This is a genomic window from Ruegeria atlantica (assembly GCF_013032505.1).
GTDB lineage: Bacteria > Pseudomonadota > Alphaproteobacteria > Rhodobacterales > Rhodobacteraceae > Ruegeria > Ruegeria atlantica_F.
This window is the reverse complement of the sequence record NZ_WQCG01000002.1, coordinates 399,053-414,454: the sequence shown is the minus strand read 5'-3', so window position 1 is coordinate 414,454 and position 15,402 is coordinate 399,053. Positions and strand designations below refer to the sequence as shown.

At 56.0% G+C, this 15,402-nt stretch carries 14 protein-coding genes; 7 read left to right on the top strand and 7 right to left on the bottom strand.

Annotated elements, in window-relative coordinates:
• The first annotated feature begins 222 nt into the window (after nucleotides 1–222).
• Nucleotides 223–3,015: a bifunctional aconitate hydratase 2/2-methylisocitrate dehydratase gene (locus tag GOW92_RS08980; protein ID WP_170560005.1), complete on the top strand. Its 2,793-nt coding sequence runs from the start codon at nucleotides 223–225 to the stop codon at nucleotides 3,013–3,015.
• A 37-nt stretch (nucleotides 3,016–3,052) separates the two neighbouring features.
• On the opposite strand, the gene GOW92_RS08975 is transcribed toward GOW92_RS08980, so the two are convergent.
• From GOW92_RS08975 to GOW92_RS08950, 6 genes are all read right to left on the bottom strand, one after another.
• On the bottom strand, nucleotides 3,053–3,985 hold the full coding sequence (locus tag GOW92_RS08975; protein ID WP_170560003.1) for a hypothetical protein: 933 nt from the start codon (nucleotides 3,983–3,985) through the stop codon (nucleotides 3,053–3,055).
• A 6-nt stretch (nucleotides 3,986–3,991) separates the two neighbouring features.
• Nucleotides 3,992–5,305: a TRAP transporter large permease gene (locus GOW92_RS08970; RefSeq protein ID WP_170560001.1), complete on the bottom strand. Its 1,314-nt coding sequence runs from the start codon at nucleotides 5,303–5,305 to the stop codon at nucleotides 3,992–3,994.
• A gap of 4 nt (nucleotides 5,306–5,309) precedes the next feature.
• Entirely contained in the window at nucleotides 5,310–5,843 is a 534-nt protein-coding gene (locus GOW92_RS08965; protein WP_170559999.1) for a TRAP transporter small permease, read from the bottom strand.
• 68 nt (nucleotides 5,844–5,911) lie between these two features.
• On the bottom strand, nucleotides 5,912–6,889 hold the full coding sequence (locus tag GOW92_RS08960) for a TRAP transporter substrate-binding protein (RefSeq protein WP_170559997.1): 978 nt from the start codon (nucleotides 6,887–6,889) through the stop codon (nucleotides 5,912–5,914).
• Nucleotides 6,890–6,940: 51 nt separating this feature from the next.
• On the bottom strand, nucleotides 6,941–8,191 hold the full coding sequence (locus GOW92_RS08955; RefSeq protein WP_170559995.1) for an NAD(P)/FAD-dependent oxidoreductase: 1,251 nt from the start codon (nucleotides 8,189–8,191) through the stop codon (nucleotides 6,941–6,943).
• Nucleotides 8,188–9,321, bottom strand: coding sequence for an enolase C-terminal domain-like protein (locus GOW92_RS08950; RefSeq protein ID WP_170559993.1), 1,134 nt, complete (start codon nucleotides 9,319–9,321; stop codon nucleotides 8,188–8,190). Before GOW92_RS08950 ends, GOW92_RS08955 begins: the two co-directional genes overlap by 4 nt.
• Nucleotides 9,322–9,420: 99 nt before the next feature.
• Between GOW92_RS08950 and GOW92_RS08945 the strand changes: the two genes are divergently transcribed.
• The gene (locus GOW92_RS08945) at nucleotides 9,421–10,341 is read left to right on the top strand and encodes a LysR family transcriptional regulator (protein ID WP_170559991.1); all 921 of its coding nucleotides are present in this window, start codon (nucleotides 9,421–9,423) and stop codon (nucleotides 10,339–10,341) included.
• On the opposite strand, the gene GOW92_RS08940 is transcribed toward GOW92_RS08945, so the two are convergent.
• Nucleotides 10,302–11,996 carry a thiamine pyrophosphate-binding protein gene (locus tag GOW92_RS08940; RefSeq protein WP_170559989.1) on the bottom strand — a complete coding sequence of 565 codons (1,695 nt, stop codon included), beginning with the start codon at nucleotides 11,994–11,996 and terminating at the stop codon, nucleotides 10,302–10,304. The two genes, GOW92_RS08945 and GOW92_RS08940, sit on opposite strands and share 40 nt — an antisense overlap.
• 72 nt (nucleotides 11,997–12,068) lie before the next feature.
• Between GOW92_RS08940 and GOW92_RS08935 the strand changes: the two genes are divergently transcribed.
• From GOW92_RS08935 to queE, 5 genes are all read left to right on the top strand, one after another.
• On the top strand, nucleotides 12,069–12,809 hold the full coding sequence (locus GOW92_RS08935) for a GntR family transcriptional regulator (protein ID WP_368040266.1): 741 nt from the start codon (nucleotides 12,069–12,071) through the stop codon (nucleotides 12,807–12,809).
• Nucleotides 12,806–13,525 carry an aspartate/glutamate racemase family protein gene (locus GOW92_RS08930; RefSeq protein ID WP_170559987.1) on the top strand — a complete coding sequence of 240 codons (720 nt, stop codon included), beginning with the start codon at nucleotides 12,806–12,808 and terminating at the stop codon, nucleotides 13,523–13,525. The genes GOW92_RS08935 and GOW92_RS08930 overlap by 4 nt, the downstream gene beginning before the upstream one ends.
• A 117-nt stretch (nucleotides 13,526–13,642) precedes the next feature.
• A complete protein-coding gene (queC, locus tag GOW92_RS08925) occupies nucleotides 13,643–14,341 on the top strand; it encodes a 7-cyano-7-deazaguanine synthase QueC (protein WP_170559985.1) in 699 nt (232 codons plus the stop codon).
• Nucleotides 14,341–14,694: a 6-carboxytetrahydropterin synthase QueD gene (queD, locus tag GOW92_RS08920; protein ID WP_170559983.1), complete on the top strand. Its 354-nt coding sequence runs from the start codon at nucleotides 14,341–14,343 to the stop codon at nucleotides 14,692–14,694. Before queC ends, queD begins: the two co-directional genes overlap by 1 nt.
• Complete coding sequence (queE, locus tag GOW92_RS08915; protein ID WP_170559981.1) at nucleotides 14,691–15,392, top strand: 7-carboxy-7-deazaguanine synthase QueE; 702 nt, start codon at nucleotides 14,691–14,693, stop codon at nucleotides 15,390–15,392. The genes queD and queE overlap by 4 nt, the downstream gene beginning before the upstream one ends.
• Nucleotides 15,393–15,402: the final 10 nt, after the last annotated feature.

Sequence of the window (15,402 nt, the reverse complement as noted above, 5' to 3'; positions counted from 1 at the left end):
TAACCATTTACTCGATTGTATCCCGGCTGAACTGATAGGGACAGTCGCCATGATCAGCGTTTTAGAACTGAACCGGATCCAGTCACGAAACAAAACCGGGAAATTTCCAATGCGGTATCTTGAAACCTTGGCAGCAATTGTATACCGGTGCATACAAATATGATCGAGCGGGTTGCCCAACGCCTCTCTACAGCAGCAGACCTATACAAAGCGGAAACAGCCATGAGCCAGTATTCAGATTATTTGGATGAAATTGAAACGCGTAAAGAACAAGGGCTTAGCCCCAAACCCATCGACGATGGTGCGCTGGTCGAAGAAATCATCGAACAAATCAAAGATACCGGTCATCCACATCGCGCAGATTCGCTGCATTTCCTGATTTACAACACGTTGCCTGGCACAACCAGCGCTGCAGGTGCGAAAGCAAAGTTCCTGAAGGCTATTATCCTCGGCGAAGTAATTGTCGAAGAAATCTCGCCCGAATTCGCATTCGAATTGTTGTCACACATGAAGGGTGGCCCGTCGGTTGAAGTGCTGCTGGATGTTGCTCTGGGCGACAAACAGGATATCGCGGTTCAGGCTGGCGAGGTCCTGAAAACTCAGGTCTTTCTGTACGAAGCGGACACGGATCGCCTGAAAGCAGCCTATGATGCAGGCAACAAAATTGCTGCAGACATCCTTGAGAGCTATTCCAAAGCAGAATTTTTCACAAAGCTGCCCGACGTGGACGAAGAAATCAAAGTCGTCACCTATATCGCGGCCGAGGGTGACATTTCCACCGACCTTCTGTCACCGGGCAATCAGGCGCACTCGCGGTCTGACCGTGAGTTGCATGGCAAATGCCTGATCTCGGAAGCTGCACAAAAAGAAATCGAAGCGCTGAAGCTACAGCACCCCGGCAAGCGCGTGATGTTGGTTGCCGAAAAAGGCACCATGGGTGTTGGATCTTCGCGGATGTCGGGTGTTAACAACGTGGCGCTTTGGACTGGCAAACAAGCCAGCCCCTACGTGCCTTTCGTCAATTTTGCACCGGTCGTGGCAGGCACCAACGGCATTTCGCCGATCTTCCTGACAACAGTCGGCGTCACCGGCGGGATTGGTGTCGACCTGAAGAACTGGGTCAAGAAAGTGGACGAGGATGGCAAAGCGATCCTAAACAACGACGGCAACCCGATCCTTGAGCAGCGCTATTCCGTCGAAACAGGCACCGTGCTGACTATCAACACGAAAGAGAAAAAGCTCTACAGCGCTGATGGCAATGAGGAGTTGGTCGACATGGCAGGCTCTTTCACGCCGCAAAAGATGGAGTTCATGAAGGCTGGTGGGTCCTACGCCATCGTCTTTGGCAAGAAGCTGCAAACATTTGCGTGCGAGGCACTGGGCGTCGAACTTAAATCAGCTTTCGCCCCGTCGAAGGAGATCAGTCACGAAGGTCAGGGCCTGACGGCCGTCGAAAAGATCTTCAACGCCAATGCCCGCGGAACAACGCCCGGCAAAACTCTGCATGCGGGCTCGGACGTGCGCGTCAAGGTCAACATCGTCGGCTCTCAGGATACCACCGGTCTGATGACCAGCCAGGAGCTTGAGGCCATGGCGGCCACCGTACTGTCACCCAGTGTCGATGGCGCATATCAATCTGGCTGTCACACGGCGTCGGTTTGGGATCTCAAAGCGCAGGCTAATACACCGCGTCTTATGGCGTTCATGCACAAGTTTGGCCTGATCACCGCGCGGGATCCCAAGGGTGTGTATCACTCGATGACAGACGTTATTCACAAGGTGCTGAATGACATCACTGTGGATGACTGGGCCATCATCATCGGCGGCGATAGCCACACACGGATGTCAAAAGGCGTAGCCTTTGGCGCTGACTCGGGCACGGTTGCGCTGGCGCTTGCCACGGGTGAGGCGACAATGCCAATCCCTGAATCTGTCAAGGTAACGTTCAAGGGCGAGATGGCCCCGCACATGGATTTCCGCGACGTGGTCCATGCCACGCAGGCGCAGATGTTGGCACAGCACGGTGACAACGTGTTCCAGGGACGGATTATCGAAGTGCACATTGGGACGCTTTTGGCGGACCAAGCCTTTACCTTCACCGACTGGACAGCCGAGATGAAGGCGAAGGCATCGATCTGTATTTCGAACGATGACACGCTGATAGAGTCATTGGAAATCGCCAAGTCCCGCATCAAGATCATGATCGAAAAGGGCATGGATAACGATGTTCAGATGTTGCAGGGTCTGATCGACATCGCCGACAAACGTATCGCCGAAATCCGCTCGGGCGAGAAACTGGCCCTGCGTCCTGACGACAATGCCAAGTACTTTGCCGAAGTCGTCGTGGATCTTGATCAGATTGTCGAACCGATGATCGCCGATCCGGATGTCAACAACGCCGATGTATCCAAGCGCTATACCCACGACACGATCCGCCCGATTTCTTACTACGCGGCGGAAAAGAAAGTGGATCTAGGCTTTGTGGGATCGTGCATGGTGCACAAGGGCGACATCAAGATCGTGGCCCAGATGCTGCGCAACCTCGAAGAGGAATACGGCAAGGTCGAGTTCAAGGCCCCGCTTGTTGTTGCCGCGCCGACTTACAATATCGTTGATGAGCTGAAGGAAGAAGGCGACTGGGCAATTCTCCAGAAGTATTCGGGCTTTGAGTTCGATGACCTGTTCCCCAAGCAAACCGCACGGACCGAGTACGAGAATATCCTCTATCTCGAGCGCCCGGGCTGCAATCTTTGCATGGGCAACCAGGAAAAAGCCGCCAAAGGTGACACCGTTCTGGCCACGTCCACTCGTTTGTTCCAGGGCCGTGTTGTGGCGGACAGCGAGACAAAAAAGGGTGAATCCCTTCTGGGCTCAACCCCGGTTGTTGTTCTGTCAGCTATTCTGGGTCGCACGCCGACTCTGGAAGAATACAAGGTGGCGGTCGACGGCATTGACCTGACCAAGTTCGCCCCGCCGATGGAAGCGCCCGGTACGACCCGCTCGGTGCATTTCTAAAACAAATAAGGGCGCGACGAAACTCGCCGCGCCCTGACTACTCTGCTGTGGCCGTCTCTTGGTAAAATCGGCGCATCACAATAGGGGTCAGGTACATCGGGATTTGATAAGCCCCGATGAACACGAGAAGTGAAGCGGTGACCTCAGATGGCAGCGCGATCAAAAAAATCGCGACGTTCCGGTTTCCAGCGACGATGGATAAAGCGGTGGTTTTGTCTGCAGCCGAATGATTGCGCGCCAGAAAAAACATCACCAGTTGTGCGCCGAAATTGATCAGACACGCAAATCCGATCCAAAACGCGGCAAGACCCGGATCGGTAAGGGCTGCCGCGGTTACGGAAGGCATCAAGCCGATTACAAAGACTGCAAGGGTAATCGTTGCCAACCCTTCCAGGTTTTTGAGTGCGGTTTCCGACGGGTTTCTCAGAAAAAAACGCCGCAACAGCACTCCAGCGACAGTTGCCCCCGCTATGGTCAGAAAAAGGCGTAAAACTGCGATCAAAACGGATTGAAAATCACCCAACTCTGGTACTAGCGCGAATATCGGAAAGACCGTCAGCGGTAGAACCGCGGTCCCGATAACCATCAAGCGCAAGGCGTATTCTGGTGGGTGCCCCATCATCAGGCACATATTAGCACTGCCCGAGATGGATGGGGCCGCCATCATAATCAACAGAGATAGAAAGACCGGCGTGCCGGTCCATCCACCGATCAGGCCAATAGTCACTACGACCAGCGGCAAAATCAGCTGAAACGAAATCACTGTATTTCCAACCTGGCGTAGTTCGACCAGAGACCCCAACAGCAGAGACGGCTCAATGCGAAGGACGGTCAGAAACAGCAGCAGTGCAACAAGCGGCGGCAAGACTGCCCGCATCGGTTCGGCCAACGCAGGCAGCAGCAATCCTGCGGCCAACCCTGCGACCAAGACATAAGGACCGTTGCGCGCCGCAAGACGAAGAGGGTTCAATGCCCCCTACCCACCCGGGCTTTGCCTGAGGTTTTCCGGCAACCACGTAGCAAGTTCTGGGAACCAGATCAGGACGAAGACCATCAGCACCATGATCAAGAACATCGGTATCGCGGCTCGGGCGATATAGCTCATCTCATGGTTCGTCATGCCTTGCATCACAAACAGGTTGAAGCCGATCGGCGGTGTGATCTGCGCCATTTCAACAACGACCACGATGAAGATACCAAACCAGATCAGGTCGATACCCGCATCCCGGATCATAGGCTCGACCACGGCCATCGTCAGCACAACTGAAGAGATGCCATCGAGGAAGCAACCCAGGATGACATAGAAGACCAGAAGAACCATCAACAATTCAAACCGTGTCAGTTCCCATCCGGCGATCAGGTCAGCCAACCCGCGCGGCAGGCCGGTAAATCCCATGGATAAGGAAAGGAACGCAGCTCCGGCCAGGATAAGAGCGATCATCGCGCTGGTTCGGGTTGCCCCCATCAGGCTTTCCGTAAATGTCTTCCAGGTCAGCGACCCCTGCCCCGCAGCCAGCAGCAGACCGCCGATCACGCCAAAGGCGGCGGCTTCGGTCGCTGTGGCATAGCCTAGGTACATGGACCCAATCACCACCATGATCAGCAGGATCACCGGCAACAGGAAGCGTGAGTTTTTGAGCTTTTCAGAAAAGCTCAGTTTGCCCTCACTGTTAGGGTTCCAGTCTTTCCCCAATTTCGAATAAATTGCGACATATCCCATAAACATCGTCGCCAGCACTAATCCGGGCAGGATGCCCGCAAAGAAAAGTTTGGTGATCGATTCATTGATGGTCACGCCATACACGATCAGCGTCAGCGACGGCGGGATCATCAAGCCCAGCGTCGCAGCACCTGTAAGTGTACCGATAATCATCCGTTCGGGGTAATTGCGTTTGCGCAGTTCAGGAATCGACATCTTGCCAACGGTAGTCAGTGTTGCCGCTGATGACCCGGACACGGCCGCAAAGACCGTACAACCCACGATATTGGTATGGACCAACCCGCCTGGCAAGGGCGCCATCCACGGCGAAAGCCCTTTGAACATGTCCTCCGATAATCGCGTTCGATACAGGATCTCGCCCATCCAAATGAACATCGGAAGTGCGGTCAAAGTCCAAGAGGAGGATGCTGACCAAATGGTCGTGATCATCACGTCGCCTACGGGGCGGGTCGTGAAAAGCTCCATTCCTACCCAGGCAACGCCCATAAGCGCCAGCCCGACCCAGACGCCGGTACCCAGAAGGGTGAACAGAACAAACAGGAAGAGGATGATAACAGACAGGTTTTCCATGCGCTCACTCCCCGTGGCTCTGATCGGCCAGATCACGGACGATGCGGTGGTCGCCACGGAACAGGACGTGGATCAGATGGTCTGTCAGGGCGATTGCAAGAATGACTGCGCCTACCAGCATTGCAGACTGCGGAATCCACAGTGCGGTTTTGTCCTGCCCTTGGCTGATGTCGTTGAATTTCCAACTCCAATAGACAAAACGATAGGCATACCAGCAGAAATACCACATCACCGCCGCGCCAACAGTAAAGCACCAAATTTCAAGGATGCGCCGAACCCGGTCGGGAACCGCATTGAGCAGGATAGAGACACGAATGTGGCTGCCACGGTTCAGCGCATTGGCAAAGGCCAGAAAAGACGCGGCGGCCATGGCATAGCCCGCGTAATCGGGAGCACCGGGAAAAACTTCACCAGTCCAGCGGGCAAGCATCTGAACAACGATCAGCAGCAAAATCGCGATCAGGCTAAGTGCCGCCAAAACCCCCGCCGCCAGATAGATGAAATCCAATACAGACCTGAGCCCTCGTAGTGCCGCCATGCTGTCCCCACTATTGATTTATTGATGGAAACGGGCGGCAGATTGCTCGACCGCCCGGCTCTGGACAATTACTGAGACGAATTGAACGCGTCGACGATGGCTTTGCCCTCATCTCCGGCGGCCTCTAGCCACTCGTTCGTCATGGTAACGCCGATTTCTTTCAGCTCGTTGGTCATCTGCTCGGATGCCGGGCCTACCGTCATGCCGCCGTCACGCAGACCTTGCAAAGTGAAGCCAGTGTATTCCTTTGCACGCCAGTTGCCTGCGTATTCGGCAAGCTCTGCGCAGCCCTTGATAACGTTCTTGTTGGCATCAGACACGCCGCCCCAAACGTCTGAGTTCACCATGACGTAGTTGCGTGGCAGCCAGGCATCCACTTCGTAGAAGTAGTTCAGGCTTTCCCAAACCTTGCGGTCGTATCCGGTTGAACCAGAAGACACCATTGAATCCGCGACGCCAGTGGCAAATGCCTGGCTGATCTCGGCGGCCTCGATTGTCACCGGCAGCATACCTGTCAGTTCTGCCAAACGAGACGTCGCATTATTGTAGGACCGGAACTTGATGCCTTCCATGTCCGCGACCGAGTTGACCTCATCCTTGAAATACAATCCTTGCGGCGGCCATGGCACGGCATACAGCAACGTCAGGTTCTGTTCAGCCAGTAGTTTCTCGATGGATGGCTTCGCGGCCTCCCAAAGCTTGGCGCTGTCGTCGAACGAGGTTGCCAGAAACGGGATCGAGTCGAACCCGAACAATGCGTTCTCATTCTGGTGGCCGGACAGCAGGCGCTCGCCAATTGGGGCCTGCCCGGTCTGAATGGCGCGCTTGATGTCGGCCCCTTTGAATAGCGACCCCGAAGGGTGTGTGACGATTTCAATCTCACCTCCGGTCCCCGTTGTCACGCATTTGGCAAATTCCGCACCTGTGGCTGAATGGAAGTTCGACGCCGAATATGCCATCGGCATATCCCATTTCTCGGCCGTCGCCGGTGCGGTTGCTGCGGCTGTCAAAGCGGTTGCCGCCAAAAGGCTTGTCAATTTCTTCATCTTTTTCTCCCTGTTTAATTTTGTGTTTCCGGCCTGTTTTACCGTTGCTTCTTAAGTCACGTAGCGAGATGGCGCATAAACGCTCATGTCCGCGTTTGGGGTCCTGCCCGCGATCATCTGCGCCAGTAGACGCCCTGTTTTCGGCCCGCCCGTCAGGCCGATGTGATGGTGGCCAAAACCCATATACGCACCGTCAACCCCCGGCACCTCGCCAATGATCGGGATCGAGTCTGCCGGCGCAGGCCGGTGCCCCATCCATTCCACTTCGTCCTTCCATGTCACGCCCGGAAAGGCCGCCCGAGCGTTCTTGCGCATCAGTTCGAACGGCGCCCGCGAGGGCGGCGCGTCAAGCCCGCCGAATTCGACAATCCCGGCCAGCCGAATGCGGCCATCCATCGGCGTGGCGACAAACTTGCCCGAAGCTACCATAACCGGACTTTTCGGCATCGCGGAAGGTTCCACTAATTCAAGATGATAACCACGTTCTGTCTCTAGAGGAACAGTAACACCCAATTTGCTGGCCAAAGGCCCGGACCAGACACCAGCAGTGACGACGGCAGTGTCGCAAGCGATTGTCTCACCGGCCGTCCGCACGCCAATGACCTTGCCGTTATCGCGGACAACGTCTTCTACAGTCGCGCGGATAATCCTGCCGCCGTTGACTTCGACATGCGCGGCCAGGTCTTTCACATACCGTCCGGGGTCAGTGATATGACCGTGATCAGAGAGTTTAGCAGCAAACCCGATATCCTTGCTGAAGATCGGGTCATAGGTGTGGAAGGCGTCGCCCTCGAGTTCCTGCCACCTAAACCCATGCTTGCGGCGGACATCCCAACCAAAGGCGTCGCCTTCAAAGTGCTGGCGGTTTTCGTAGAGGAACAGATAATCGGATGGCACGATCCATTTTTCGGCAGCCGTTCCCTGAGCCAACGCTTGATGGTCATCCAAGCTGTCCCCAACAATAGGGGTCAGTGCTGCGGCGATCCGTTCCACATCGTTTGCGTTGGCGTGTTTCAAATAACGCGTCAGCCATGGCAACAGCTTGGGCACATAACCCCATTTCATGAACAAGGGCTGCGACGGATCAAACAGCATTTTTGGTGCTTTTTTTATCAGCCCAGGCACCGTTACCGGGATGATCGAGCAAGAGGCCAGCACGCCGCCATTGCCATGCGAGGTGCCTTCGCCCGGTCCGGCCTTGTCGATCAGGATGACATTATGCCCGTCACGCTGCAGCCAAACGGCAGCTGACACGCCAACAATTCCGGCGCCGATAATCGCTATGGTTCTGGATTCGCTCATCCCCCCACCACTCTCGAGACAGCATAGTGGTCTAGCTTGGCAACATCCGGCCTACCGCCCAAACCCGGTCCGTCAGGCACAACTACATGCCCCTGCTTTATCTCGAAGGGTTCCTCGAGGATATCCTCGGCCAAAAAGTAAGAGGCCTGATAGAATTCGCAGCCCAGTGTAATTTCCGGCGTCGCGGCGATCATATGAGTTCCGGCCAGATGTGCCAAACCAGCTTCGAACATATCCCCGCCATAAGCGCTGAGACCGTGTGCAGCAGCTACACGTGCAACTGTTTGCCCACGCGTTATACCGCCGGATTTCATGATTTTGACTGATACGCCGTCGCACATACCCTCACGCGCAGCCCGCTCCATATCCTCTGGTCCAAAAACACTTTCGTCGGCCAGCAATGGGACATCCGTCAATTGCCTCAGCCTCGCCATCATGCCGTACTGGTGTGCGCGAACAGGTTGTTCGATGAAATCTGGATTAAACTGCGCGACGTCTCGCACCTGAGCCGGCGCATCCTCGATCGTCAGGCCCTGATTATAGTCTACACGTACCGAGAACTGTGGATATTGCTTCGCCAAATACTCAAGCCGCATAATATCGAAGGCATGGTCTTTGAAACCTGTCTTCAACTTCACAATCCGCACGCCATCGTCCTGCAATCGCGCAAGCAGATCGATATCCTGCGCAAAATCGGGGTTCGCGACAGAACAACTCAGCGGGATCGTGTCACGGCATTTTCCACCCAACAAAGACCAAACAGGTACGGCGCTGATCCTGCCCGTCAAATCCAAAAGTGCAGTTTCCAGCGCCGCTTTGGCCTCGGTGCAATGCGCCACCGCGTATGCGGCCCGCGACATGATTGCAGCCCTGTCAGCGACTCGCGCGCCCATCACCAACGGCCGGAGATAGCGATCCAACGCGGCATAGGTTGCCTCGGGCGTTCCTGTGAATACCGACCAGGGTGAGGCTTCACCGTATCCCTGGCTGCCATCCTCGGATGTCAGGCGCAGAATAACGACCTCGCATACGCCTTCGACAGACCCAATGCCGTGGTCCCGGCGGGATGTGACAGGCAGTTCAAGATGCCACAGGTCATAGCCGATGATTTTTTGTGACAGATCGACCATTCGTCCTCCCCAGCGATGGGTGGCAGCCTGCCTTGACCAATATATCATTTCAAATACTATATTTTCATAAGTCCATCATAAGAAATGATGAGGTAGACTGTGTCTTTGCGTTTTCGTCAGTTGCAGGCGTTCCATGCCATCATGGAAACCGGAACCGTGACAGGGGCCGCCTCTGTGCTGGGAATCTCGCAGCCGGGTATCAGCAACCTTCTGGCTCAGCTGGAGCGGGAAGCCCGGTTGCCCTTGTTTGAACGCAACAAAGGACGTCTTTTGCCGACGCCAGAGGCCGAGCTTTTGTATCGTGAGGTCGATACAGTCGTTCGTGGGCTGGACCATGTCGCGCAGGCTGTCTCAGATCTACAGAACAAGCACCCCGGTCAATTGCAGGTCGCCGCTCCTCATCTGCTGTCGTTTGGCTTCATGCCCCGAGAGATTGCGCGTTTTGCCAGATCGCGCCCCAACCTGTCCGTCAGTTTTCAGTCTCAGTACTCGTCGAAAATTCAGGAGTGGGTTATCTCTGGCCTGTTTGAGATTGGTATCGTCGAGATGCCAATTCTACACGACACACTGAACTATCAGGTCTTTCATTTTGAAACGATGGCGACATTCCCGGAGGGAAGCCATCTGGCCGCCCATGACGTTCTGACACCAGAGTTATTGGAAAACGAACCCTTTATTGTCATGGGCCCTGAACATCAAACCCACCGTCGGACGCGCGACATTTTTCAGGTTGCCGGACGCGCGTGGCAAACGCGAATTCACACGCATTTGTCAGAAAACCTGCTGAGCTTTGTAAAACAAGGCATGGGTGTCGCGATGATCGACCCATTCACCGTTACCTTCGATGGAGAGAGCGGGTATCAAACCCGCCCTTTCAAACCTGCAGTCACGCTGGACCTTGCGATTATCACTGCAAAGGGGCGCCCTTTGTCGACGATTGCGCAGGAATTCTTGGCCCAGTTGACTCCATCAATCGCGTCTTACGCTACCCACTCCGAAACCGGTGCCGCCGCTTCGTGAAGCGGTTGCGAGTGAATGTCGACCAGCGTCGGACCATCGTGTTCAACTGCCAGTTTCAATACACGACGCAGGTCGTCCGGGTCTTTCACCGTCCAAGATTTGACGCCAAACGCTGAAGCAACGGCAGCGTGATCGGTTCGGTTGAAGTCCACGTTGTAATAACGTTGACCAAATCCCGCATCCTGTCCGGCTTTGATCCAGCCAAAGACCGAGTTTGAGAATACGATCGAGGTAATGGGCATCTTGTGCCGCACCATCGTTTCAAACTCACCGCAAGTGAAGCCGAAAGAGCCATCCCCCATGACAGACAGTGTCTTCACCGACGGGCGACCCACGTGGGCCCCCATAGCAGCACCCAGCGAATATCCCAGCGCACCATGCGCCCGATTGGTGATAAAATGGCGCCCCGGCTTGCGCCAGCGGTAATAGGCACTGAAGTAGGGGCAAGGGGTGCCAGGATCGGCGACGACAATCGCGTCGTCGTCCAAAATGTCCGCAAGAGCTGCCATAACTGCTTCTGGCCGGATCGGGGCTTCGCGGCTGGTCGCAAGCGGAGCAAACGCGGCCAGCTTGGCCTCCCAAGCCGCACGGGCCTGTGCCGCACCGTCAAAACCTGGCAAATCACCCCGCACCTCAAGCGACCGCGCCAATGCCTCAAGTGCCAAACGGGCGTCGGCACAGATGGCGACTTCGGTTTGATAATTCGCTCCGATCACCATCGGATCGCTGTCTATGTGGATAATCGTGGCATCCCGCCCGGGGCTGCGCCAGCGTTCGGTCGTCACCGACCCCGCACGGCATCCGACAAACACAACAACATCTGCCTGATCAATAACGGCGCGCGTAGCCGGAACACCACCGTTCGACCCAACGACGCCCAAGGCAAGCGGGTCAGTTTCCGCAATAGATCCTTGTCCGGAAACCGTTGTTGCAACCGGGATATCCAACAGAGCTGCGACTCGACGCAACGCCCCCTCGGCGCCGGAAAGAACCGGTCCGCCGCCACAAACGATGACTGCTGATTTGGCTTTGATCAGGAGATCAGCAGCTGCTTCAATGGCGTCCAGATCCGGCCCCGCGCGTTCCGCAGGATAACAGCGGTGGCGTGTGTCTGCCCAGATTTCAGCCTCGTCCACCTGCCCTTTTTGCGTGTCAAAGGGCAATGCCAGATGTGTCGCGCCTGGTGTTCCGGTCGTCATTGCCCGAAAAGCCGTGCGCACCATTGCCGGCAGGCGCGTGGCGTCATCAAGGGACGTGTTCCACTTTGCCAGTGGCTTGAAAAGCGCGGCCTGATCCAACTCGGTCAACGGGTACTTTCCCCGACTGGTCGTCGCCACATCAGAGGTGATCGCCAAAATAGGAACCGAGCTTTCGCTGGCCTCAACAACGCCCGGCAGAATGTAGGTCGCACCGCCACCGGACGGACCCTCGCAAACACCCGGCTTTCCGGTCACGCGCGCATATCCGTCGGCCATATAGGCCGCGTGACGCTCATCCCGCGTCAGAATGTGCTGAATGCCATGATCCATGCGTGCCAACGCGTCATAGAATGGCAGCGTTGTATCGCCGCACAGGCCGAACATGTGTTTCACACCGTGTGCTTCCAACATGCGCACCATTGCTTCGGCTCCTGTCAGATAGTTCGTCCCGGTCATGGCTGGGTTCCTTTGGTTTGCATTGCACACAGATCTGTATACAGTTTTGTATATTGATTTCAAGAGCGACCTGTGTCACGCCTTGATAAACTGGAAAAGGCAGTACTTATGGCGGGTCCGCGCGTTGACGACATCTATGATCAGGTAAAGGCGATGGCCGTCTCGTTTCGTCTGCGACCAGGTGATCGGTTGAATGAAGTGGCGCTGTCGAAGGAATTGGGCGTCAGCCGTACACCCCTACGCGAAGCGCTGAATAGGCTAGTGGCGGAACGCCTGTTTGATTTTCGCCCCGGTCAGGGGTTTTTCTGTCGCCCGCTGGATGCGCAAAGTGTGTTCGACCTGTTCGAACTACGCCAAATCATCGAATCCGCCGCAGCGCGCAGCGCCTGCGCCAAAGCGTCAGACGAAGATCTGAAAGCTCTACGTGACGAGCTTTATTCGACCGGCATCGACATAACCGGCCTGACAGTCGAAGAGGCCGTTAGCAGGGACGAGGCTTTTCATTTGGGCATCGCCAGACTTTCGGGCAACAACGAAATGATTCAGACCCTTACCCGGATCAACGAACGCATCCGCTATATCCGTTGGATTTCCATGAGCTTGGATCGCGTCCAACGCTCGAAAGGCGAGCATAAGAGGGTCATGCAAGCTTTGATGGATCGTGACGCGGACGAAGCAGCGCGCGTGTTGAGTGCGCACATTTCCAAGCGAATGGATCAGGTTCAGGAATCGGTGCGCCACGGGATATCCAGCATCTACATGGAAGGGCCCGAAGAAATCTCGGCGCGCGTTATTGAGGAGACGCACGGATGATCGTCCAAGGCGGAAAATCCATTTACGGAGCGTCGGTCGGCATTCTTATGCTGGACGCTCAGTTCCCGCGCATACCCGGAGATATGGGCAATGCGGTGACATGGCCGTTTCCGGTGCTTTATCGCATCGTTCGAGATGCTTCACCAGATCGGGTGGTTCGGCACCGAGCTGACGGCATGTTGGACGCCTTCATTGAAGCAGCGCGTGAACTGGTCAAGGATGGCGCGGATGGCATCACCACGAATTGCGGGTTTCTGTCTCTGTTTCAGAAAGAACTGTCCGAGGCTGTGCCGGTTCCGGTTGTGACATCCTCGTTGATGCAGGTCGAAATGGTGAATCGAGTTCTTCCCGCCGGGAAACGCGCCGGAATTCTGACCATATCGGCATCCACACTGACCAACGATCACCTGCAAAGCGCCCACGTTCCGGACGAAACACCCATTGGCACCACCGAAGGCGGGCGCGAATTCACACGCGCAATACTGGGGAACGAACCCTGCCTGGATGTCGAAAAGGCGTGTGCAGACAATGTTGATGCAGCGCTCGCGTTGCAGTCTCAAAACCCTGACCTTGGCGCAATTGTTCTGGAATGCACGAATATGTGCCCTTACGCGTCAGATATTCAGCGCGCCACAGGATTGCCCGTCTTTTCGATCGTGACGTTGGTCAGTTGGTTTCAAGCCGGACTTTTGCCGCCGCACTTCCCCGATCCTTAGGGAGCGCAACGGCCGTTCGAATCCACAAAGTCGTGCATTGCGCTTACCGGTAAAAACCCGTAAGCGTCCAGCCCGCCGGTCGCAGCCTACCCGGCTATCAAAACAAGGACTGAAAACATGAAAACTACATTGGTCTGCTCCGGCGGACTGGATTCCGTGTCGCTTGCCCATGTGCTGGCCGCGGAAGGAAACCTCTCGCGGCTTGTGTCTTTCGACTATGGCCAACGCCACACCAAAGAACTGACCTTCGCTGCCCTTTGCGCGCAGCGGCTGGACGTGCCCCATCACGTGATTGACCTGCGTTCCGTAGGTGCATCGCTGACGGGTTCGGCCCTGACCGACGACGTGGACGTACCTGATGGCCATTACGCGGAAGAAACGATGAAGGTGACGGTTGTTCCCAATCGCAACGCGATCATGCTGACCATCGCTTATGGTGTGGCAGCAGCGCAGGGGGATGATGCGGTGGCTGCTGCCGTACATGGCGGGGACCACTTCATCTATCCCGATTGCCGCCCCACATTCACCGATGCGTTCGACACCATGCAACGCGCAGCGCTGGACGGCTATGCCGAGGTCGCGCTGCATGTGCCGTTCGTGCACCGAAGCAAAGCCGACATTGTCCGAGAAGGCGCGCGCGTGGACACTCCGTTCGATCAGACATGGTCCTGCTACAAAGGCGGTGACCAGCATTGCGGCCGATGCGGAACATGCGTTGAACGGCGCGAGGCGTTCGAGCTGGCCGGAGTGCCGGACCCAACCAAATACGACGACAGCGAGTTCTGGAAATCAGCCATCGCAGGAGCAAGTGTCTGATGTACCGGATAACAAAAGAGTTCCACTTTTCCGCCTCACATCAGCTGACCCACTTGCCTGATGATCACCAATGTGCCCGAATGCACGGCCATAACTATATTGTCGTGGTCGAATTGGCAGGGCGTGATTTGAACACGGATGGGTTCGTGCGGGATTACCACGAGCTGAAACCGCTTAAGACCTATATCGACGACGAATTTGACCACCGGCACCTGAACAGTGTACTGAACGTCGTTTCGACCGCCGAAAACCTTGCGCGCCATTTCTTTGACTGGTGTGCAGCCCGCTGGCCCGAAACCGCGGCGGTGAAAGTGTCCGAGACGCCCAAGACTTGGGCCGAGTATCGCCCATGACGTTAAGGATATCCGAGATTTTCGGCCCTACAGTGCAGGGTGAAGGCGCGCTGATCGGTCAACCGACAGTGTTTGTACGGTCTGGGGGGTGCGATTTCCGATGCAATTGGTGTGACAGCCTGCACGCCGTCGACAGCGCCTATCGCCAAGATTGGACGCCGATGGAGACCGAGGCTGTTTGGTCCGAGGTCCAGCGTTTATCAGGTCGACGGCCTCTGACCGTGTCCTTGTCTGGTGGCAATCCTGCCATTCAGGACTTTGGCCCCCTGATCCGGCAGGGAGTGTCTGAAGGTTATGCCTTTGCGTGCGAAACCCAAGGTTCGATCGCGAAGCCGTGGTTTGCCGACCTCGCTATGCTGGTTCTCAGCCCAAAACCGCCCAGCAGTGGCGAGGATATGGATTGGACCGCGTTTGAGGCGTGCCTCGACGTACGCCCTGCGCAAACTGTCCTAAAGATCGTGATCTTTGACGATACGGATTTCTGCTGGGCGCAAAGCGTTGCGAACCGGTATCCGGACCTTCCCCTTTACCTTCAACCCGGCAACCCGGAAACCGACCCGACCAGCCCGGTTGATTTGACCAAAGCCACCAGCCGTATGGAATGGCTGATCGATAAGACTCTAAATGCCGGGTGGTTCGCACCCCGCATTCTGCCGCAGCTGCATGTGATGATCTGGGGCAATAAACGCGGCGTCTGACCGCAGGAGC